Below are 19,924 nucleotides of genomic sequence, written 5' to 3' on the forward strand. Positions count from 1 at the left end.
CGAACGGCAGACCGGCGTCGGTCCGGTCCTGCCGCCCGTCGGACGGCGGGACCGCACCCTCAGAGCCGCGACAGCTCCTCCACCAGGTCGTCTAGGCCCAGCGAACCCTGGGACAGGGCCGCCATGTGCCAGGACTTGAGGTCGAAGCCGGCGCCCCGCCGCTCCCGGGCCCGCTCCCGGCCCAGCAGCCAGGCCCGCTCGCCCAGCTTGTAGCCGATGGCCTGCCCCGGCATCGACAGATAGCGGGTCAGCTCGCTCTCCACGAAGTCCGCGGGCCGGCTGCTGTGCGCGCCGAAGAACTCCTGCGCCAGCGCGGGCGTCCAGCGCTCCCCGGGACGGAAGGGGGAGTCGTCCGGGATCGTCAGCTCCAGGTGCATGCCGATGTCGATGATGACCCGCGCGGCCCGCATCATCTGCGCGTCCAGGTAGCCGAGGCGGCGCTCCGGGTCCGTGAGGAAGCCCAGCTCGTCCATCAGCCGCTCCGCGTACAGCGCCCAGCCCTCGGCGTTGGCGCTGACCATGCCCACGCTGGCCTGGTAGCGGGAGAGGTTCTCGGCGATGTGCTTCCACTGCGCCAGCTGGAGGTGGTGGCCGGGCACGCCCTCGTGGTACCAGGTCGAGACCAGGTCGTAGACCGGGAACCGGGTCTGGCCCATGGTCGGCAGCCAGGTGATGCCAGGGCGCGTGAAGTCGTCCGACGGCGGTGTGTAGTACGGCGCCGCCGCGCTGCCGGGCGGCGCGATCCGGGACTCGACCCGGCGCACCCGCTCGGCCAGGTCGAAGTGGGTGCCGTCCAGCTTCTCGATGGCCTCGTCCATCACCGACTGCAGCCAGCTCCGGACCTCGTCGACCCCCTCGATGTGGGTGCCCTGCTCGTCCAGGTGTGCGAGCGCCACCCACGGGGTGGCCGCGCCGGGCAGGATCTTCTCGGCCTCGGTCTTCATCTCGCCGAGCAGCCGGTGGTATTCGGACCAGCCGTACGCGTACGCCTCGTCGAGGTCGAGGTCGGTGCCGTTGAAGTAGCGCACCCAGCGGGCGTACCGCTCCCGGCCCACCACGTCCGGCGCGCCCTCGATCGCCGGCGCGTACACGTCCCGCATCCAGTCGCGCAGCGCCAGCACGGCCACGGTGGCGGAGCCGGCCGCCTCGTCCAGCCCGGCGCGCAGCGCCTCGGGACCGGAGGCCGCGAACTGCTCGAACCAGCCCTTGCCGTCGCCCGTGTCGGCCCACTCGCCGAGCTGTCCGACGAAGGTCGCGGTGGCGCGCGGACCGGCGTACAGCTTCCGGTCCAGGCCCAGTTCGAGGGACTGCCGGTAGCCCTCCAGCGCGGCCGGCACCGCGCGCAGCCGTTCGACGACCGCCGCCCAGTCGTCCTCCGTGGCGGTGGGCGTCACCGTGAACACCTGACGCACCGCGTGCGCGACCGAACTCAGGTTGCTGACCGACCGCAGGCTCTCGTCGGCCTCGTGCACGGCGAGGGAGGCACTGAGCCGCTCCCGCAGCAGGCGCGCGCAGCGACGTTCGATGTCACTGTCCGCACCGGGCTGCCGCTCGGCCTCGTCGAGCCTGGCGAGCGTGGCGCGCTCCAGCCGGGCGAGCGCCTCCGTGCCGGCCGGCGAGGTGTCGGGCAGCCGGCTCGAACTCTCCTGCACGCCGAGGAAAGTACCGGTGATCGGATCGAGGGCGATGAGCTCGTCGACGTAGGTGTCGGCGACCTGACGGGGCAGCGGGCTGTTGGTCTGTGACATGCGGTCCATCCTCGTACGCCGGACCGTCGCGCGTCACGGGGATTGGGCCGACGACACCGGGGGGAGCAACGGCCCGCACTCCCACTGCTGGAAGATCAGCCGGGTCTCCACCCGGGCGACCTCCCGGTGCGCCGTGAACTCGTCCAGGACCAGCCGTTGCAGGTCCGCCATGTCCGCCACGGCCACATGCACCAGGTAGTCGTCGGGACCGGTCAGATGGAACACCGTCCGCGACTCCGGCAACGCCCGGATCCGCTCCACGAACGGTCCCACCAACTCCCGCCGGTGCGGCCTGACCTGCACCGACAGCAGCGCCTCCAGACCGCGCCCGAGTTTGGCCGGATCCAGTTCGAGGCGGTGCCCGAGGATCACCCCGGACCGGCGCAGCCGGGTCACCCGGTCCAGACACGTCGACGGCGCGACGCCCACCTGGGCGGCGAGATCGCGGTAGGTGGTCCGGGCGTCGTTCTGAAGCAGCCGCAGCAGATGCAGATCGACCGGATCCAGTACGACGGAATCAGCCATGGGCCGAACGTAACACGGAGTTCAACCCGCATCTCCCGTCGGGTGTTCACCCTGCCGCCATGGACACAGCGAGCACCTACGACGATCCGGCGCCCGTCCGCGGCCACGCCGTGCACGCACCGCGCGCCCTGGCCACCGAGGCCGTGCACGCCGGCCGCGACGACCTCGCCCGCCAGGGCCTGCACGCCCCGCCGATCGACCTGTCCACGACCTACCCGTCGTACGACAGCCGCGCCGAGGCCGCCCGCGTCGACGCCTTCGCCGCCGACGGCGCCGACCCCTCGGGACCGCCCGTCTACGGCCGCCTCGGCAACCCGACGGTCGCCCGCTTCGAGACCGCCCTGGCCCGCCTCGAAGGCACCGGGGCCGCGGTCGCCTTCGCCAGCGGCATGGCCGCCCTGTCCGCCGTCCTCCTCGCCCGCGCGTCGACCGGCCTGCGCCATGTCGTCGCCGTACGGCCCCTGTACGGGTGCAGCGACCACCTTCTCACCGCCGGCCTCCTCGGCACCGAGGTCACCTGGACCGACCCGGCCGGCATCACCGACGCGCTGCGCCCCGACACCGGGCTGGTGCTGGTCGAGTCCCCGGCCAACCCGACCCTCGCCGAGGTCGACCTGCGCGCCGTCGCCCACGCCTGCGGCACGGTGCCGCTGCTCGTCGACAACACCTTCGCCACCCCCGTGCTGCAACGCCCCGCCGAGCACGGCGCACGCCTCGTCCTGCACAGCGCCACCAAGTACCTCGGCGGCCACGGCGACGTGCTCGCCGGGGTGGTTGCCTGCGACGAGGAGTTCGCCGGGCAGCTCAGGAAGATACGTTTCGCGACCGGCGGCGTCCTGCACCCGCTGGCCGGCTACCTGCTGCTGCGCGGCCTCTCGACACTCCCGGTCCGGGTCCGCGCCGCCTCCGCCACCGCCGCCGACCTGGCCCACCGTCTCACCGCCGACGCCCGGGTCGCCCGCGTCCACTACCCGCGGCTGGGCGGCGCGATGATCGCCTTCGAGGTCTACGACGATCCGCACGAGGTCGTCTCCCGGGTACGTCTGATCACCCCGGCCGTCAGCCTCGGCAGCGTCGACACCCTCATCCAGCACCCGGCGTCCATCAGCCACCGTGTCGTCGACGAGCGGGACCGCCGCGGTGCCGGTGTGACCGACCGGCTGCTGCGCCTGTCGGTGGGGCTGGAGGACGTGGACGATCTCTGGCGCGACCTGGACACGGCCCTGGGTGAGTTGCGCCCCTAACGTGACCGGGCTCGCGGCGGCTGCGCCCCCGGCGCGGACAGCGCCGCGCGAAGGTGCCTGCGGGAGCTCACACCGAGCTTGGCGAAGACGTTGCCGAGGTGCCACTCCACCGTACGGGGGCTGATGAACAGCCGGGCGGCGATCTCGGAGTTGGTGTGGTCCCCGGCCAGCCGGGCGATCTGGGCCTCCTGGCTGGTGAGTTCGACGTCCGTCCCGGCCGTCCGCCTGCGGACCGTCTCGCCGGTCGCCAGGAGTTCCCGGCGGGCGCGGTCGGCGAAGGCGTCGGCCCCGAACCGGCTGAATGCCTCGTAGGCGGAGCGCAGCTGGACGCGGCCCTCCTGACGGCGGTTCCGGCGCCGCAGCCACTCGCCGTACAGCAGGTGGGCGCGGGCCAGCTGGACCGCCACCCGGCAGTGCCCGAGACGCCCGATCGCCTCCTGGTAGAGCGCGTCGGCGGTCCGGTCGTCGCTCAGCAACGCGCGCGAGCAGGCCCCGGTGCCCAGGGCCCACTCGGTACCGCTCGCACGACTGCGCTCGGTGAGATCCTCCAGCGCCGCCTCGGCTACCGCGGCCCGCCCGCTGCGGGCGGCCGCCTCGACCAGTTCGGCCAGCGCCCACCCGAACAGGCCCAGATCCTCGTACCGGCATGCGCGCGTCGCGGCCGCCAGCGCGTCGTCGTAGCGGCCGAGCCCGTTGTACAGCAGCGCGGTGGAGTACTCGGCGAGGCCCAGGACGCGCCCCTCGCCCCTCGGGCGCACCTCGTCGACGGTGGACTCGATCAGTGCCATGGCCGGCTGCGCCTGCCCCCGCCAGGCGGCGAGCATCAGCGACGTGTACATCATGGGTACGCCGCCGACCGCGTCCGAGATCGCGGTGGCCTCGTCGATCAGATCCGCCGCGGTGTCGAATTCACCGGCCTGGACGTCGGAGCACGCCTGGTAGGTCAGCGCCATCGGCAGGACCGCGAGCGCCCCCGCCTGACGGGCGAGAGCGACGGCGGCCACCGCCAGCTCATGCCATGCGTCGTCGTCCCACAGCTCGGGTGCGAGCGGCTCGGGCATCACCCGGAACGCGAGCCACAGCCTGCGCCTGTCCGCGTCCGCCGCGCCGGCTCTCAGCTCCTGCCGCACGATGCGCAGTGCTCGCCCGAGCTCGGCCACTCCGGTCCCGTGGCCGTCCAGGATCCGGCCGGCGATGCCGTCCACCAGCACGTCGACCATCCGCGGCGGCGGTCCGGAGCGGGCCGCCTCGGCCACTTCCCGCAGTCCGGGCCCGGCACCGAGACGACCGGCGAAGATCACCGCGCCGAACGTCTCCAGGAGGGTGTCGCGGGCGAGGGCCGCGTCGAGGGGGGCCAGCCGGTTCGCGGCGTCGAGCAGGAGCCGGGGCGCGCCGCCGCCCCGCACCTGGGAGAAGACCAGCCGGGCCCGCAGCCGCTCCAGGCGGGCCCGCCGAAGGTCGTCGAGGGGACCGGTCTCCGCGTAGGCCAGCAGGGTGCGGGCCTGGTCGGCTCCGCCGGCGTCGATGTGGGCCTGGGCCGCGGCCAGCGCCCGGTCGACCCGGCGGGCGGGATCGGGGGTCAGCTCCGTCGCCTGACGCAGGAACGAGGCCGCCGCGGCGATGCCGCCCCTGCCCTGGGCCCGGTCGGCGCAGCGCTCCAGGTCGACGGCGATGTCCTCGTCGGGCCGCGGCGCGGAATGAGCACGGTGCCAGGCCCTGCGATCAGGATCGAGGAGAGCGTCCGTCGCCTCCGCGAGTGCCCGGTGCGCGGCCCGGCGCTCCGGCGCGGAGGCCCGCCGGTAGACGGCCGAGCGCACCAGGGGATGGTGGAACCGCACCCTGGTGCCGAACTCCACCAGTCCCGCGTCCTCGGCCGGTGCCGCCGCGTGCGCCGGTATCCCCTGCAGACCGGCTGCGCGCCACAGCAGGTCCAGGTCTCCGGTGGGCTCGGCCGCGGCCGTCAGCAGAAGCCGTCGGCTGTCCGCCGGAAGCGATCGGAACTGCCGGTGAACGGCGCTTTCGATGTGGCCTGCCAAGGGGCGTCTGCCCGGCAGCCAGAAGCCACCCGCCAGTTCGGCGGGTGTCAGCGCGCGCGGCAGTTGCAGCAGGGCCATCGGATTGCCGTGTGTCTCGGCGACCATCCGGTCCCGTACCAGCGGGTCGAGCGGCACGTGCACCGCCGAGGCGAGCAGGGCACGTGCGTCGGACTCGCTGAGGCCCCGGACGGTCAGCTCCGGCAGGCCGGCCACCTCACGGCGGTCGTCGGCATCCCGCAGGGCGAAGACCAGGGCCACCGACTCGGCCGCCAGCCGTCTGGCCACGAATGCCAGCACGTGGAGGGATTCCTCGTCCAGCCACTGCGCGTCGTCGACCAGGCAGGCCAGCCGGCGCTCCTTGGCGGTGTCGGCGAGCAGCCCGAGCACGGCCAGTCCCACCAGGAACCGATTCGGTACCTCGCCGTCCCGCAGTCCGAACGCCACGGACAGCGCGTCGCGCTGCGGACCGGGCAGCCGGTGGGCGCCGCCCAGCAGGGGTGCACAGAGCTGGTGGAGGCTCGCGAAGGGAAGCTCCATCTCCGTCTCCACGCCTGCGACACGCAGGGTGCGGAACCCGGTGGCGCGGCCGGCCGCGCAGTCCAGCAACGCGGTCTTGCCGATCCCGGCCTCGCCGCGCAGCACCAGGACCGCGCTGCTGCCCGCCCGCACGGTCGCCAGCACCTGGTCCAGCGCGGCCAGCTCATGACTCCGGCCCCGGAGGGCGACCGGTGAATCGATGGCCTGTGCATCCATGGATCGATCTTCCTGGGGCACCACTTCGGCACGTCATGTCAACGGTATTCCTTTCGCGTCGTCCCGGCCGCTGCCCGTGCCTTGCCGTACCCGGGGTCCGGGCCCGGGGGTACCCCGGGGTTCTCCCTGGGGTGATGCGCGTAGATCCGGAGCACTGTGAACGGGTCGGCGGCGCAGGGTCGCCGATCGAGCGAGGAAGTCACACCCGCATATGTCTGATATTTCAGCAGCCGCAGCCATCCGGCCGTTCACCTGCGAGTTCCCCGAGGCGGCGCTCCAGGACCTGCGTGCGCGCATCGAGGCGACGCGCTTCCCCGAGAAGGAGACCGTCGCCGACCAGTCGCAGGGCACCCAGCTCGCCACCGTCAAGGAGCTGGCACGCTACTGGGCCACGGAGTACGACTGGCGCAAGGTCGAGGCGCGGCTGAACTCCCACCCGCAGTTCATCACCGAGATCGACGGGCTGGACATCCACTTCATCCACGTCCGCTCGAAGCACGAGAACGCGCTGCCGGTGATCGTCACGCACGGCTGGCCGGGCTCGGTCATCGAGCAGCTGAAGATCATCGAGCCGCTCACCGATCCCACGGCGCACGGCGGCTTGGCCGAGGACGCGTTCCACGTGGTCATCCCGTCGATGCCCGGGTACGGCTTCTCGGGCAAGCCCACCGCCAAGGGCTGGGGCCCGGAGCGCATCGCACGGGCATGGGGTGAGCTGATGAAGCGCCTCGGCTACCCGAAGTACGTCGCGCAGGGCGGCGACTGGGGCGCCGTCGTCACCGACCTCATGGGTGTGCAGGAACCGGCCGGGCTGGTCGGCATCCACACCAACATGCCCAAGGTCATCCCGCCGGCCGTCGAAGAGGCGATCGTCGCCGGAAACCCGCTTCCGGACGACGTCGTCCTCGCCGACGACGAGCAGAAGCGCGCCGTCGAGCAGCTGGACTTCGTGTACCGGCACGTCTACTACGCCTACATGATGGGCTCGCGTCCGCAGTCCCTGACCGGCCTCGCGGACTCGCCCGTCGGCCTGGCGGCGTTCCTGCTCGACCACGACGCGAAGAGCCTGGCGCTGATCACGCGCTCCTTCGACGGTGTACGGGAAGGGCTGTCCCGGGACGACGTCCTGGACAACATCACGCTCTTCTGGCTCACGAACACGGCCGTTTCCGCGTCCCGCCTCTACGCCGAGAACACCACCCCGTTCTTCGGCGCCAAGGGCGTGAAGCTCCCCGTGGCCGTCAGCGTCTTCCCCGACGAGCTCTACCAGGCGCCGGAGAGCTGGGCGAAGGAGGCCTATCCGAACCTCGTCCACTTCAACCGGCTCCCCAGGGGCGGGCACTTCGCCGCCTGGGAACAGCCCGAGCTCTTCGTCGGCGAACTCCGCAACGGCTTCCGCACCCTCCGCTAGCCCCCGCGGCGACGGAAGCCCGGCACATGCGGGGCTTCCGTCCCCACGACGCCTACGACACGGTCAGCCGGTCCGCGTCGACGGCCCCGATCCGGCGGGCCGGATCCCGCGGGAGGTCACGGAGCGGCCGCCCGGGCGCTGATGCTGTAGCGCCCCTTCAGGGGCGCGGGGAACTGCGCGATCGGCCCCCACACGCCCGCGCCCGCAACCGCGACCGGCGAACGGCCATGAACCCTACGGCGCTTCCGCCCTCCCCGGCTCCCCGGCACCCGAGAGCCACCCCATGGCGGTCACGGCGTCACCCGGCTCCGCCGCCAGCCGGGCCGTGATGACCAGCGTTCCCTCCTCGATCTGATAGTCCAACGGCAAGCCCAGCCCCCGCATCGCCGCCACCATCCCCGTGTTGGACGCCTGCGTCACCGCGTACACGCTCTCGCAGCCCGCCTCGACGGCCATCCCCACCAGCCGGGTCAGCAGTTCACCGCCGATGCCGCGCCGCTGCCAGTCGTCCTCGACGAGCAGGGCGACCTCCGTCTCGTCCCCGTCCCACAGCAGATGCCCGAGGCCGACGATCCGGCCCGACGCGGTCCGCACCGCCAGCGTCCGCCCGAAGCGCGGGCTGAGCAGGTGGTTCAGGTAACGGTCCACGTCCCCGACCGGCCCGTGATAGCGCAGCCCGAGCGTCCGCGTCGAGCAGCGCTCGTGCATCGCCTTCGCCGCCTCCAGGTCACCGGTGTCCGCCCGGCGCACGGTGATCGCCTCGCCCGCGGACAACGCGATCACGTCCTGGCCGCGCGGGATGCGCGGCCCGAGCCGGGCGTCCAGCTCCACCAGCGCCCGTGCCCGCGCGAACTCGGTCGGCGTGAACGGGAGATACGGCCGCTCCACGGTGATCACTCCCCCCTCCGGCGCACGCAGCCGCATCACGGTGTCCTCCAGCGCCCCTTCGACGGGAACCGCCTCGGGGCTCCGGGCCCCGCCGACCGGGTGGGCGGGGAGCGAGCGGATCGTGCACCTTCCCAACAACTGCCGGAGGGCCAGCGGAAGTTCCGCCGCGTCCAGGGCGGTGCGGGTGGCCAGGCCCAGGACCCGGGTCGGGGCGTCCACCAGGTCGTGGGCGTCGGCCCGCTCGATCCAGGTGTCGGTGCCCCCGGCCAGCGCGACCGCCCGGGTGATCTCGCCGGCGGCCAGCTCGCCCGGTCCCCGCAGCAGGAACTCGTCCACCGTGCCGTCGGCCAGCGGATGCGTCTGCAGGCTCAGGATGTCCACCCGGTGCCCGGCGAGGGCCGCGCACAGCGCCGCCAGCGAACCGGGCTCGTCCCGCACCGTCGTGCGCAGCCGCCACAGCGTGCTCGCCCGGTCCCCGGTCTCCGCGGTGTCCGGACCGGGCCCGGCCTGCCGTGTCCCAAAGACGGCAGACCGGGCGCCGGTATCGGTATCGGTCACCGGCGGTGCATGGCCTGGGCGCCTCGCCCACCAGACGTGGAACCCCACCGTGGCCGCCAGCACCAGCGCCGAGATCATCAGCAGCGCCGGACCGCCGGGCCCGTGCCCGATCAGGTTGGCCACCGCGTCCGCCACCGCGACAGCCGTGAACAGGGCGGCGAGTTCGACGACGTCCCGTCGCCAGTGGTGCACGGGGCGTCCGTGCCTCGCGCGTGTCACATCAGACATGTCTCGATTCATGCAGCCACTGTGAAGCAACGGTGTTGCGTGATCACGAACGCTCTGTGACCGATGGGTAAAGCATGCTTACGTGGTTTTTGTGCCAGTTTCAACAGTTGCCGAGTGCCGTGAAACAGCCGGTTCCTGCCCCTGTCAGGCGGCCTCCGCCACGGCCAGTGCGTCCCGCAGCCGACGGGCCTGGACCACCAGCCGGGCCGAGCCGCGCCGGGCCGCCGCCCCGGTGAGATGGGGCAGTTCACCCCGGGCCCCGGACCGCTCGGCGCAGTCGGCGGCGACCGAGAGCAGCTCGCCGAGCCCACGGACCGTCCCCGGGGCGCCCGCGGTCCCCTCGGTCGAGAGGCCGGCGAGCAGTATCGGCAGGGTGTGCCGGAGCATCTCCCAGATCGTCGTGTTGGCGCCCGTGGCCGCCGCCGTCCGGGCCGACTCCGCCAGCCGCAGCGGCTTCACCGCACCGCGCCGGACCAGCTGGCCGAGGTCGGCGCCCAGCCGCTCCGCGTCGAGCTGCCCACGCGCGGCGAGCACCAGCAGCGCGTCCACCGCGGCCAGCCGGTCCTCCGGATGCCGGGCGCCCAGCCCGTACGCCACGCACAGGTGCGTGCTCTCGCCCGCGACCCCGCCGGACTCGGCGAGCAGCGGGAGCACGGCGCCCGCGCCCCGCTCGTCGTCCAGGGCGGCCTCGGAGAGGTCGTGCACCAGCCGTACGGCGACGAGTTCGCGCAGCTCCGGGAGCGTGGCCAGCCAGTGCCGGTGGTTCTCCTGGCCCCAGTGACAGCAGTACCGGACCGCGTCGGACGTCGTGAACGGCCGGCCCAGCCGCCGGAACGCCTCGGGGAAGTCCGTCTGCAGTTCCCGGACCTCGCCGGACTCGACCAGGACGCGCGGACCCGAGGTCCGGCGGTCGCAGCCGGGCAGGGCGGCCGCCCCGGCGGACAGCAGGCGGGCGAGCCGGTCGCCCTCCGGCGTGCCCAGTGCGCTCGCGCGCCCGGCGGCGGCCAGGGCCGCCGCACGGTCCTCGCGGCGGACCCGCAGCAGGGCCTGGGCGAAGTCGGCCTCGCCCACCCGGGCGCCGAGGCGACGGTAGGTGTCGAGCCGGCCGACGAGCTCGTCCGGCTCCAGGAGCCCGGTGCTCCACGACGGCGTGGCCAGCAGCAGCGGCTGCGGGTCCGTGCGTATCCGGTGGGCCAGTTCACGCAGCCGGACGTCGAGGATCCGGGAGAACCCGTGGCGCGCGCAGTCGTGGTCGGCCGGACCGCTCCGCAGCGCGGCGAGCAGGGTGGCCGTGCTCACGGCCCCGTACAGCGTGCCCAGGACCAGTTCGAGGCCGCCCTCGGCGGTGAGCAGGCCGCGCCGGGTGTGACCGAAGTACTCCTCGGTGTCCCGCCGGCCGTGCGACTCGGACTGCTTCCACCAGCGGGTGGCCGCCACCGGTTCGAGCGCCTCCCGCAGCGCGTCCTGGTCGCGGTGGGCGTGCCGGGCCAGACCGTCCAGCGCCCGCTCGAACGCGGCCACGTCTCCGTCCCCGCCGGCCGCCAGCAGCGCCGAGACCTCCTCGGCGAGCTCCACGGCCGAGTCCGGCGCGGCCATGAGCCGGACCGGCTCCGGAGGCGGCGGCAGCACCTCCTCGTACGCCTCGGGCGCCGCCACCGCCGCGATGCCCAGGACAGCGGCCGCCCGGACCCGCAGGGCCGGACTCAACGCCTCGGCCGCGACGGCGATGCCGGCCCGGACCGCGGGCTCCTCGTCGAGCCGCTTCGCCTGCCGCTCCACCAGCTTCAGCGCCCGCTCCTGCACCTCGGTGTCCTCGTGCCCGAACGCCCGGGCCACGGCCGGCAGCAGCTCCGCCGCCGCGGCCGGCTCGCGGGCGAGCACCTTGCCGAGCAGCACCAGCTGGGCCCGCACCAGCTTCTTCTCGGTGCGGAACAGCAGCCCTTCGGAGGCCTCGGCGAGCTGCCGCGGGGTGAGGCCGCCGTCGAGCGCCAGGGTGCCGAGGACCGACTGGGCATGGCCGGCGACCGGGGAGACCGCGTCCCGGGCCAGGGCCGTCCAGTCGGCGACCCGCTCGCGCAGCTCGTCCCGGGTGAGGGCGAGCAGACCCAGCAGCGGCAGGAAGACCCGGTGGTCGGTCGGGCCACCGCCGCGCAGCAGCCGGGCCACACAGGCGTCGACCACGGCCTTGCGCTCCAGCACGCCCGCGCCGGTGAGCTCCGCCAGCGCGCTCTGCCAGGAACCGGGACCCTCGCCGAACAGCCAGCGGACCTCGCCGAGGTCGGAGAGCTCGAACAGGCCGGTCACCAGCGGCGCGAGGTCCGGCTCGGCGCGCAGCCGGTCGACGAGAGGGACCCGTCCCCAGCTGTGGCCGATGTGGCGGACCCAACCGACCACATACGCGTCCGTCACCGGTACCTCGCATCCGGACCGGCGTACCAGTCCGGCCATCAGCAGGAACGGCACGTCCGCGGAGACCGGCCGCGCGGCCAGCCGACGGGCCACATCGGCCTGCCAGCCGGTGTCCCGGTCCGCCAGCACCTTCAGCAGCATCTCCGCCGGCGCCTGCCGCCGGCGCATGTCGGCCCCCGCGATCCAGGTCGCGGCCGCCGCGGCCCCGGAGTGGCACATCGCCCCGGCCACCTGGAGCGCCGGATAGCCGCGCTCGGACCGGCTCTCCCACGGCGCCGCCCGCAGCTCCTTGCGCACGGCCTGCAACTCGGGCAGCAGCGCGCGCCGTTCGGCATCCGTCAACTTCTTCACCAGGAGGGCCGTCTCCCCGACGCGCCCCGCCCGCACCGCCTCCAGCACCGCGCTCATCACGCACCCCCGCCGATCTCCGCCATGTCCTGTGCCACGTTCTGCCGTCCGCCGTGCTCCACCGCGGCCCCCCGCCGCACCATCCGCACCGCCAGCGCGTGCTTGCACGGTCCGCGCCCGCCCCGGTACTTCGCCCACCACAGACAACTGCAGCTCAGCACCCCCGCCGCGTCCCGCACCCGGTGCACATGACCGTCCTCGGCCGTCACCGTGCCGAGCTCGCCGTCCAGGGCCACGGCGCCCGCGGCCACCAGCGCCCGCGCCGAGCGCAGCCGGGGGTTGTGCCGCTCCACGCGCCCGGCGTCGTAGGGCAGTTCGCGGTGGAAGTAGGCGGCCTCCGCCGTGTCGTAGCCGACGCGTCCCGAGGTGCCGAGACGGACCAGGGCCGCACGGACCCGCTCCGGGGTGAGCCCGGCGGAGGCGGCCAGGTCGGCGACGTCGACCCGGGGCTCCCAGGCCAGCAGGACCGCGACCAGTTCCGCGTCCTCGGCGGCCTCGTCGGTGGCGAGGGCGTCCAGCACGCCGCCCTCGCCCGAGAACCCCCGGGCCGGATCCGGCGAAAGGGTCAGCGTGAGCCGCATGCCCGGCAGTACGACCTCCCAGGCCGCGGCCGTACCCGAGGCGGCGAGGGCGCCCTGCGGGCCGTAGACACGCAGGGCCGTCGCGTGCCGCAGCACCCGTTGCAGCGCGCCCAGCCGCTCCGGTCCCGGCAGGCAGACCGCGCCCGGCACCGGGCGGGTCGTCGGCCGTAGCGACCGGCCCGCCGGCACCACCCAGCGAGGTCCGGTCGCGCCCCGGCGCGCGGTGCCGGCGCGGGGGAGCGAGCGCAGGAACCGCACCGCCTCGTCCGCCGGCAGCTCGGCCCGCAGATCGAAACCGGCCGCTGTGACCTGCGCCTCCGCGAAGCCGCGCAGCCAGCGGTCCGGGAGCGGGACCTTCTTCTCCACGACCGGGCCGTCCAGCGTGGTCACCGTCAACTCCTCGGGGCCGACCCGCAGATGGAGCGGGTCGTCCGAGCCGAGCCGGGAAAGGGCCTCCCGCAGGGGGTTGTTGACGTCGACGTTCGTCGTGCCGTGGCCCACCTGGCCGCCGTCCAGTCCCGCGCCGAGGACGTCCAGCCGGGCGTACACCCCGCCGCAGCCGGAGAAGGACTCGAAGCGCAGCCGGTCGCCGTTGCCCGTCACCACCGGATCCAGCGAGGCGCGCAGCTGCGGCTGGAAGTACCGCGCGGCCGCCACGTCGGCCACCGCGAGCAGCCCGGCCGCGGCCACCTGAGGCGAGGTCAGGAAGCCCGCGAAGAACCGCGGATGGTCCTCGACCCCGGTCGGCGTCGCACCCCGGGAGGTCTCGAGACCGAGATGGCGGCCGTCGGCGGCGGAGCGCAGCACGGAGGGTTGGCGATAGGCCACGGACTGTGAAGATCGCGTCATGGGAAAACCGTAGAGGCGACCACTGACAATCGGCATCGACCTGCGAAAACGCCCTCAGGCCGACGGGTTCGGGAAAGCCGGCAGGGCCGCGTACCGGGGGATGACGCCGGTGCGCGGCCCTGTCACGAGCGTACGGGAGTCACTGACCTACCCGGCCCGGCTGCAGCGTCCGCGTGAACAGCACGGTGCCGTCGTACTCGCGCAGACGCACCGTCAGTTCGCCGCTGTCACCGTCGATGTCGACCTCGCCGAAGAACTGGTAGCCCTCCGCGGGTGACACGTTCGAGGCGGTCGGCGCCTTGACGAACACCCGGTCGGGGCCGAACGTGCCGTCGAGCGCGTTGGCCGGGAAGGCGCCGGCGTTCAGCGGTCCGGAGACGAACTCCCAGAACGGCGCGAAGTCGGTGAACGCGGCCCGCGACGGGTCGTAGCGCTGGGCAGAGGTGTGGTGGACGTCGGCCGTCAGCCACACCGTGCCGGTGATCTTCCGGTGCTTGATGTACCGCAGCAGCTCCGCGATCTGCAGCTCACGGCCGAGCGGCGCGCCCGGGTCGCCCTGGGCGACGGCCTCGAAGTTCGCCTGGCCCTCCACCGGATCGGGCACGACCAGCCCGAGCGGCATGTCCGCGGCGATCACCTTCCACACCGCACGCGACCGGGACAGCTCGCGCTTGAGCCAGGCCAGTTGCTCCGCGCCGAGGATGCCCTGCGGGTCGGTGGTCTGGTCGTCGGGCGAGTTGGCGTTCCGGTAGGTCCGCATGTCGAGCACGAACACGTCGAGGAGCGGGCCGTGGTGGTGGACGCGGTAGATCCGGCCGTCCGGGCGGCCGCTGATCGTGGAGATCGGGAAGTACTCGGAGAACGCCTGCCGGGAGCGCAGCGCCATGTCGTCCAGCCTGGTGCCGGCCGGGTAGGCGGTGCCGGTGCCGATCACCTCGCCCGGGTACCAGTTGTTGCGGACCTCGTGGTCGTCCCACTGGATGACGTTCGGCACCTGGGCGTTGAACCGGCGCAGCGCCTGGTCGAGCAGGTTGTAGCGGAAGTTGCCGCGGAAGTCGTCCAGCGTGACCGCGACGTGCGACTTCTCCTCACTGGTGACGTTGCGGTACAGGCTCCCGTCGGACAGCGCCTGCGTCGCCGGGATCACGCCGTCGGCGTAGATGTTGTCACCGCTGCACAGGAAGAAGTCCGGGTCCAGCTTCGCCATCGCGTCGAAGATGCGGTAGCCGCCGATGGACTCGTTGATGCCCCAGCCCTGTCCGGCCAGGTCGCCCGACCACACGAACCGCACGCCCTGGCGGCGGCGGGCGGAGGCGGTCCGGAAGGTTCCGCTGATCGGCTCGCCGGTGCGGCGCGGGTCGTCGGGGTCGGCGAGCAGCACCCGGTAGTGGATCTGCTCGCCGGACGGCAGCCCGTGCAGCCGGGTGGTGCCGGTGAAGTCGCTGCCGGCGCCGAGCAGCGGACCGCGCCACCTGCGGGCGCCCCGGAACGACTCGGTGGCCGAGGTCTCCACGATCATCCGGGCCGGCCGGTCCGAACGGACCCACACCAGGCCGGAGTCGGCGGTCACGTCGCCCGCCTGGACGCCCCAGTCCGCGCGCGGACGCCCGGACAGCGCGAACGCCGGCGCCGAACCGAACGCCGTGGGCAGGGACAGGGCCGCCGACGCGGCGAGCGAGCCGCGCAGCACGCTGCGGCGGGCGGGGAACGAAAGGGACATGGAAGGGGCCTCCAGGACGCGGTCGGGCCAGCTGTGCACAGTCACAACTACGGGTGCGCCGCAGCGCACACGGAAACCGCGGGTGAACAACTGACCGGCCAGGGGGACGTCACCGGCCGACGGCCTCCGCCAGCATCCGCACCCCTTCCCTGATCCGCGCCGGCGACAGGTGCGCGTACCCCAGCACCAGCCGTACGACGGACTCGTCGCCCCGCGCGTGCGTGCACTCGCCCAGTGCGCGCACCGCGACCCCGGCCGCCGCCGCCCGGCGCACGAAACGGCTCTCCGGCCCGTACCGCTCGGGCAGTTCGGCGATGGCGTGCAGCCCTGCCGCGATCCCCGACACGCGCGCGTGCGGGACGTGCTCGGCCAGGGCGGCGACCAGGACGTCCCGCCGCTCCCGGTAGGCGCGCTGGCAGCGGCGCAACTGCCGGTCGTAGTCGCCGCGCTCCAGGAACCGGGCGAACACCGCCTGGTCGACGGAAGGGTGTCCCAGGTCCGTGGTCCGCTTCCGGTCGACGACGGCGTCCGCCAGGAAATCCGGCACCAGCAGCCAGCCCAGCCGCAGTCCGGGGGCGAGGGACTTGCTGACCGACCCCATGTGGGCCACCCGCTCCGGATCGAGACCCTGGAGCGCGCCGACCGGGGCCCGGTCGTAACGGAAGTCGCCGTCGTAGTCGTCCTCCAGCAGCAGCCCGTCCACCGACCGGGCCCAGTCGAGCAGCAGGGCGCGGCGCCCGGCGGAGCAGGCGATCCCGGTCGGGTACTGGTGGGCGGGCGTCGTCACCACCGCGCGGACGCCCGAGGCATGCAGTGGCTCCGGCGCCAGGCCCTCGTCGTCCAGGGGCAGCGGTACGGCACGCAGCCCGGCCGCCGCGTACAGGCTGTCGTGCTGCGGGCTGCCGGGGTCCTCCACGCCGATCTCGCGCACCCCGCGCGCGTGCAGCACGGAACCGAGCAGCGCGGCCGCCTGCGCCACCCCGGAGACGACCACGATCCGCTCCGGGTCGGCGACCACCCCGCGGCGCCGGACCAGCAGTTCGGCGAGGGCCGAGCGCAGCCGGGGCAGTCCGCGCGGGTCCGGATAGCCGAGGTCGCGGTGCGGCAGCTCCGCCAGCACCTCCCGCTGTGCGGCGGCCCAGGCGCCGCGCGGGAACAGCGCGAGATCAGGTGACCCCGGCACGAAGTCCACCCGGACGCCCCGCGGGCGCGGCGCGAGATCACGCGCGCGTGGCTCCGCCGCCCGTACGGCGCCGCCCACCCAGGTGCCCGCTCCCCGGCCGCTGCGCAGATAGCCCTCCGCCGTCAGCTGCTCGTACGCCTCGGTGACCAGCCCCCGCGACACCCCGAGGTCCTTGGCCAGTTCCCGGCTCGACGGCAGCCGGGTGCCGGACGTGAGCCGCCCCGCGCGGATGGCGTCCCGCAGCGCCGCCTGGAGGAAGCGGCCACGCGCGCGTGCGGGCGCGGATGCGGCCGGCAGCAGCAGTTCCCAGGCGGCGGAACCCGGCAGGGCGCCCGGATTGGTCCCCGATGACGTCATGGAAGTGGACCTTAATCCGGACCGCCCGGGTTCCTAGCGTCGTCCCCATGAACGCGACCACCATGCGCGGCGCCCTGCTGACCGCGCTCGCCTACGTCCTCGTCGGCGGCTCCTTCACCGCCAACAGTGTGCTGGGCCACTACCCGTACGCGGGCGGCCAGTTCCTCCGTTACGCACTGGCCTGTCTGCTGCTCGTGCCGTTCGTCGGGCGGGGCGCGGCAGGGCGGCTGCGCGGGCTGGGAGCGCGCGCCTGGCTGCGGCTGGCCCTGCTCGCCGCCGTCGGGATGGTCGGTTTCAACCTGGCGGTCCTCGCCGCCGAGCGCACCGCGGAACCCGCGGTCCCGGGCGTCCTCGTCGGCTGCGCCCCGGTGGTGGTCGCGGTCCTGGTCCCGTTCCTCGACGGCCGACGGCCCCGACGCCGGGTGCTCCAGGGGGCGTCGCTGGTCGCGGCCGGTGCCTTCGCGGTCCAGGGCTGGGGGCGGACGGACGGGCGCGGGCTCGCCTTCTCGGTGTGCGCCCTGGCCGGCGAGGTCGGGTTCGCGGTGCTCGCGGGACCGGTGCTGCGGACGCTCGGGCCACGGCTGCTGACCGCCACCGTGTGCGCCCTCGCCGCGGCCGAGGCGGCGGTGGCCGGGGCCGTGCTCGACGGCGGGGCGTGGCTGCCCCGACCCGACGCCACGGAGACGGCCGCGCTGCTGTGGCAGGCGGCCGTCGTCACCGTCGTCGGGTTCGTGTGCTGGTACATGGGCGTGCAGCGGATCGGCACGGAGCGCGCGACCCTCTTCACCGGCCTCGTCCCGCTGAGCGCCGTATGCACCGCCCCGCTCGTCGGCACCGGCTCCTACGGTCCCGCCCAGGCCGTCGGCAGCGTCCTGGTCGGGGCCGGGGTGGCCCTGGGCTCCGGCGCCCTGCCCCGCCTCGGCAGCGGGCCGTCGACGACCGGCCCGGGGCCCCGTCGTACCGGCCGCGGGGCGCCGGTCGCCCCGGTCCCGCCCCGCATCGAGCCGTCGGTCGGCGGCCGTCACCCCGTGCGGTCCCGGGCGGCCGGTGCGGACACGGCGCCGGCTCCCGGCCGTCCGTCAGCGGCTGCCGTCCAGGATGACGCGGGCGACCAGCGCCGGGTCGTCGTTCATCGGGCAGTGCCCGCAGCCGGGCAGCCGGACCAGCCGGGCCTTGGGGATGATCTGCTTGGCCCGAACCCCCTGGCGGCGCACCAGCAGCATGTCCCGGGTGCCCCAGCCCACGGTGACCGGGATGCCGGGGACGTCATCGGTGAACTGGACGGCGGAGCCCGCCCGCAGGGTCTCGGCGAAGCCGCCGGCATGCGCGAGGGCCAGCGTCTCCGCGACCACGGCCTCGGGTGAACGCCGCGCCGGACGGGCGTAGATGGTGCTGGTCAGGGCCGTCCGCCCGACGGCCGACCGGGAGAGCCGCTCGACCAGCGGGAGCGGCAGCCGCTCCGCGATCCGCCGCATGGCGATGAGCACGCCGAAGGCGTAGCGCCGCTCGGCCTGTGACCAGAACCCGGCGGGGGAGAGGGCGGTGACGGACCGTACGAGTTTCTCGCGGCCCAGTTCCAGTGCCAGCAGCCCGCCGAGCGAGTTGCCCGCCACGTGCGGCCGGTCCAGCTCCAGGGCCTCGAAGAGGGCGGCGAGCACGGCGTTGGTGGTCGGCAGGTCGTAGGCGAGGCCGTCCGGCAGGGCCGGGGAGGCGCCGAAGCCGGGCAGGTCCACGGCGATCACGTCCCGTTCGGTCGCGAGGATGTCCACCACGGGGTCCCAGGCCTGCCGGTGATGCCCTATGCCGTGGATGAGGACCAGCGGTTCGCCGCGGCCTACGCGCGCGTACGAGACGGTCACATCCTGCCGTCCGGGCGCGGCCGGGACTTCGAAGGACACGGTGGCGGACATGGGGGCTCCTCGTCTGGGCTTCTGCGGACGCCGTAGACAGCTTGTCAGCAATTGCTACTCGCGGGTAGTCCCCGGTGGGGGTGTGTCGCACGCGGCGGGACCGCGTGCCGCCAAGTCACGAAAACGCACCCGCGCGAACGCCTTGTGAACGGTGGATGGCACCGCTTTCTATCCGTTGGCCAAGGGATCGAGGATTGGTCTTGACCAAGGGTGTGCGCCGCCCTATGGTCGCAGATAAGTACAACAACCTTTAATAAACAAGGGCGCTAAAATGCCGCCGGACCACGGCGATTGCGGAGGACAGGGTGGGGACCACGCAGCTGGAATCGGTGCCGGAACCGAAGTACTGGCATCTCAGGACCGTGCTCAGTGAGGCACTGGACTCGGAGTTCTCGGTCGGCGAGATCCTGCCCAACGAGCGTGACCTCGCCGCCCGCTTCGGGGTGGCCCGCGCCACCCTCCGCCAGGCCCTCGAACAGCTCGAACTGGAGGGCCGGCTGCAGCGCCGCCGCGGTGTCGGTACGACGGTCGCGCCCCCGCGCATGGGCGTGGCGGTCGGCACCGACCAGGACGCCTGGCCGGGCGCCGCCGGCGACGCCTGGCAGCCCGCCGACTGCACCCTCGTGGTGCCGCCCGCCGCCGTCGCGACCGCCCTGGAGACCGGCGCGGAGGAGCCCGTGCACGTCGTGCGCCGTTCCCGCGTCTCGCACGGCCAGCCCGTCGCCGCCGAACTGCTCTACATCCCGGCGGCCTCGGTCCCGGAGCTCACGGCGATCGACGCGCCGTCCGGAGCGTCCCGCGCGCGTGCGGTGCTGCGCGAGCTCCAGCACCTGGAGCTGGAGGGCCAGGACCGTGCCGTGGAGCTCGGCTCGGCCCGCGCGGACGACGCCAAGGAACTCGACCGTCTCCCCGGCGCCCCGGTGCTGGTCGTCACCACCCGCTTCCTCGCCGACGGCCGCACCGCCGCGCTCTCCGTCGCCACCTACCGGGCGGACACCTGCCGGCTGACCTTCGGCGACACCGGCGGTGTGGAGATCCACCACGGCCCCGAGCGGCAGGCCTCCTAGCCACCGCGCCGGACGACCGGATCGCGCCCCGGATCCCCTCCGGGGCGCG

Annotated in this window: 12 protein-coding genes and 1 pseudogene; 4 read left to right on the forward strand and 9 right to left on the reverse strand. The window is 74.0% G+C overall.

Going from position 1 to position 19,924, the window contains the following annotated elements:
• Window positions 1-59: 59 nt before the first annotated feature.
• Both IEZ11_RS34140 and IEZ11_RS34145 read right to left on the reverse strand, forming a co-directional pair.
• A complete protein-coding gene (locus IEZ11_RS34140) occupies window positions 60-1,748 on the reverse strand; it encodes a DUF885 domain-containing protein (protein WP_189266825.1) in 1,689 nt (562 codons plus the stop codon).
• Window positions 1,749-1,781: 33 nt separating this feature from the next.
• Complete coding sequence (locus IEZ11_RS34145; protein WP_189266826.1) at window positions 1,782-2,273, reverse strand: Lrp/AsnC family transcriptional regulator; 492 nt, start codon at window positions 2,271-2,273, stop codon at window positions 1,782-1,784.
• A 59-nt stretch (window positions 2,274-2,332) separates the two neighbouring features.
• On the opposite strand from IEZ11_RS34145, the gene IEZ11_RS34150 reads away from it, so the two are divergent.
• On the forward strand, window positions 2,333-3,517 hold the full coding sequence (locus IEZ11_RS34150) for a trans-sulfuration enzyme family protein (RefSeq protein WP_189266827.1): 1,185 nt from the start codon (window positions 2,333-2,335) through the stop codon (window positions 3,515-3,517).
• On the opposite strand, the gene IEZ11_RS34155 is transcribed toward IEZ11_RS34150, so the two are convergent.
• On the reverse strand, window positions 3,514-6,306 hold the full coding sequence (locus tag IEZ11_RS34155; protein ID WP_189266828.1) for an ATP-binding protein: 2,793 nt from the start codon (window positions 6,304-6,306) through the stop codon (window positions 3,514-3,516). The genes IEZ11_RS34150 and IEZ11_RS34155 overlap by 4 nt on opposite strands.
• A gap of 211 nt (window positions 6,307-6,517) precedes the next feature.
• Here IEZ11_RS34155 and IEZ11_RS34160 point away from each other — a divergent pair, with 211 nt between their 5' ends.
• On the forward strand, window positions 6,518-7,717 hold the full coding sequence (locus IEZ11_RS34160) for an epoxide hydrolase family protein (RefSeq protein WP_189266829.1): 1,200 nt from the start codon (window positions 6,518-6,520) through the stop codon (window positions 7,715-7,717).
• A gap of 234 nt (window positions 7,718-7,951) precedes the next feature.
• Here IEZ11_RS34160 and IEZ11_RS34165 read toward each other — a convergent pair whose 3' ends face one another.
• The 5 genes from IEZ11_RS34165 to pdxR all read right to left on the reverse strand — a co-directional run bounded on the left by IEZ11_RS34165 (window position 7,952) and on the right by pdxR (window position 16,898).
• The gene (locus tag IEZ11_RS34165; protein ID WP_189266830.1) at window positions 7,952-9,391 is read right to left on the reverse strand and encodes a GNAT family N-acetyltransferase; all 1,440 of its coding nucleotides are present in this window, start codon (window positions 9,389-9,391) and stop codon (window positions 7,952-7,954) included.
• Between the two features lie 144 nt (window positions 9,392-9,535).
• Window positions 9,536-12,208, reverse strand: coding sequence for a DUF7825 domain-containing protein (locus tag IEZ11_RS34170; protein ID WP_189266831.1), 2,673 nt, complete (start codon window positions 12,206-12,208; stop codon window positions 9,536-9,538).
• A complete protein-coding gene (locus IEZ11_RS34175; RefSeq protein WP_189266832.1) occupies window positions 12,208-13,638 on the reverse strand; it encodes an SWIM zinc finger family protein in 1,431 nt (476 codons plus the stop codon). The genes IEZ11_RS34170 and IEZ11_RS34175 overlap by 1 nt, the downstream gene beginning before the upstream one ends.
• Before the next feature lie 139 nt (window positions 13,639-13,777).
• Entirely contained in the window at window positions 13,778-15,358 is a 1,581-nt protein-coding gene (locus IEZ11_RS34180; RefSeq protein ID WP_189266833.1) for an alkaline phosphatase D family protein, read from the reverse strand.
• Between the two features lie 109 nt (window positions 15,359-15,467).
• Window positions 15,468-16,898 carry a MocR-like pyridoxine biosynthesis transcription factor PdxR gene (gene pdxR, locus IEZ11_RS34185; RefSeq protein ID WP_189266834.1) on the reverse strand — a complete coding sequence of 477 codons (1,431 nt, stop codon included), beginning with the start codon at window positions 16,896-16,898 and terminating at the stop codon, window positions 15,468-15,470.
• Window positions 16,899-16,960: 62 nt separating this feature from the next.
• On the opposite strand from pdxR, the pseudogene IEZ11_RS34190 reads away from it, so the two are divergent.
• A pseudogene (locus tag IEZ11_RS34190) lies at window positions 16,961-17,734 on the forward strand (EamA family transporter); the annotation flags it as partial.
• A gap of 243 nt (window positions 17,735-17,977) precedes the next feature.
• Here IEZ11_RS34190 and IEZ11_RS34195 read toward each other — a convergent pair.
• Entirely contained in the window at window positions 17,978-18,808 is an 831-nt protein-coding gene (locus IEZ11_RS34195) for an alpha/beta fold hydrolase (RefSeq protein WP_189266835.1), read from the reverse strand.
• Between the two features lie 305 nt (window positions 18,809-19,113).
• Here IEZ11_RS34195 and IEZ11_RS34200 point away from each other — a divergent pair, with 305 nt between their 5' ends.
• Window positions 19,114-19,875: a GntR family transcriptional regulator gene (locus IEZ11_RS34200; protein ID WP_189266836.1), complete on the forward strand. Its 762-nt coding sequence runs from the start codon at window positions 19,114-19,116 to the stop codon at window positions 19,873-19,875.
• Window positions 19,876-19,924 lie beyond the last annotated feature (49 nt).

The sequence above is a fragment of the Streptomyces fuscichromogenes genome (genome assembly GCF_014645815.1).
Lineage (GTDB): Bacteria > Actinomycetota > Actinomycetes > Streptomycetales > Streptomycetaceae > Streptomyces > Streptomyces fuscichromogenes.

Coding starts and splice junctions, on each gene's coding strand:
- IEZ11_RS34140 (WP_189266825.1), bottom strand. CDS start 1,748: ATGTCACAGACCAACAGCCCGCTGCCCCGTCAGGTCGCCGACACCTAC.
- IEZ11_RS34145 (WP_189266826.1), bottom strand. CDS start 2,273: ATGGCTGATTCCGTCGTACTGGATCCGGTCGATCTGCATCTGCTGCGG.
- IEZ11_RS34150 (WP_189266827.1), top strand. CDS start 2,333: ATGGACACAGCGAGCACCTACGACGATCCGGCGCCCGTCCGCGGCCAC.
- IEZ11_RS34155 (WP_189266828.1), bottom strand. CDS start 6,306: ATGGATGCACAGGCCATCGATTCACCGGTCGCCCTCCGGGGCCGGAGT.
- IEZ11_RS34160 (WP_189266829.1), top strand. CDS start 6,518: ATGTCTGATATTTCAGCAGCCGCAGCCATCCGGCCGTTCACCTGCGAG.
- IEZ11_RS34165 (WP_189266830.1), bottom strand. CDS start 9,391: ATGTCTGATGTGACACGCGCGAGGCACGGACGCCCCGTGCACCACTGG.
- IEZ11_RS34170 (WP_189266831.1), bottom strand. CDS start 12,208: ATGAGCGCGGTGCTGGAGGCGGTGCGGGCGGGGCGCGTCGGGGAGACG.
- IEZ11_RS34175 (WP_189266832.1), bottom strand. CDS start 13,638: ATGACGCGATCTTCACAGTCCGTGGCCTATCGCCAACCCTCCGTGCTG.
- IEZ11_RS34180 (WP_189266833.1), bottom strand. CDS start 15,358: ATGTCCCTTTCGTTCCCCGCCCGCCGCAGCGTGCTGCGCGGCTCGCTC.
- pdxR (WP_189266834.1), bottom strand. CDS start 16,898: ATGACGTCATCGGGGACCAATCCGGGCGCCCTGCCGGGTTCCGCCGCC.
- IEZ11_RS34195 (WP_189266835.1), bottom strand. CDS start 18,808: ATGTCCGCCACCGTGTCCTTCGAAGTCCCGGCCGCGCCCGGACGGCAG.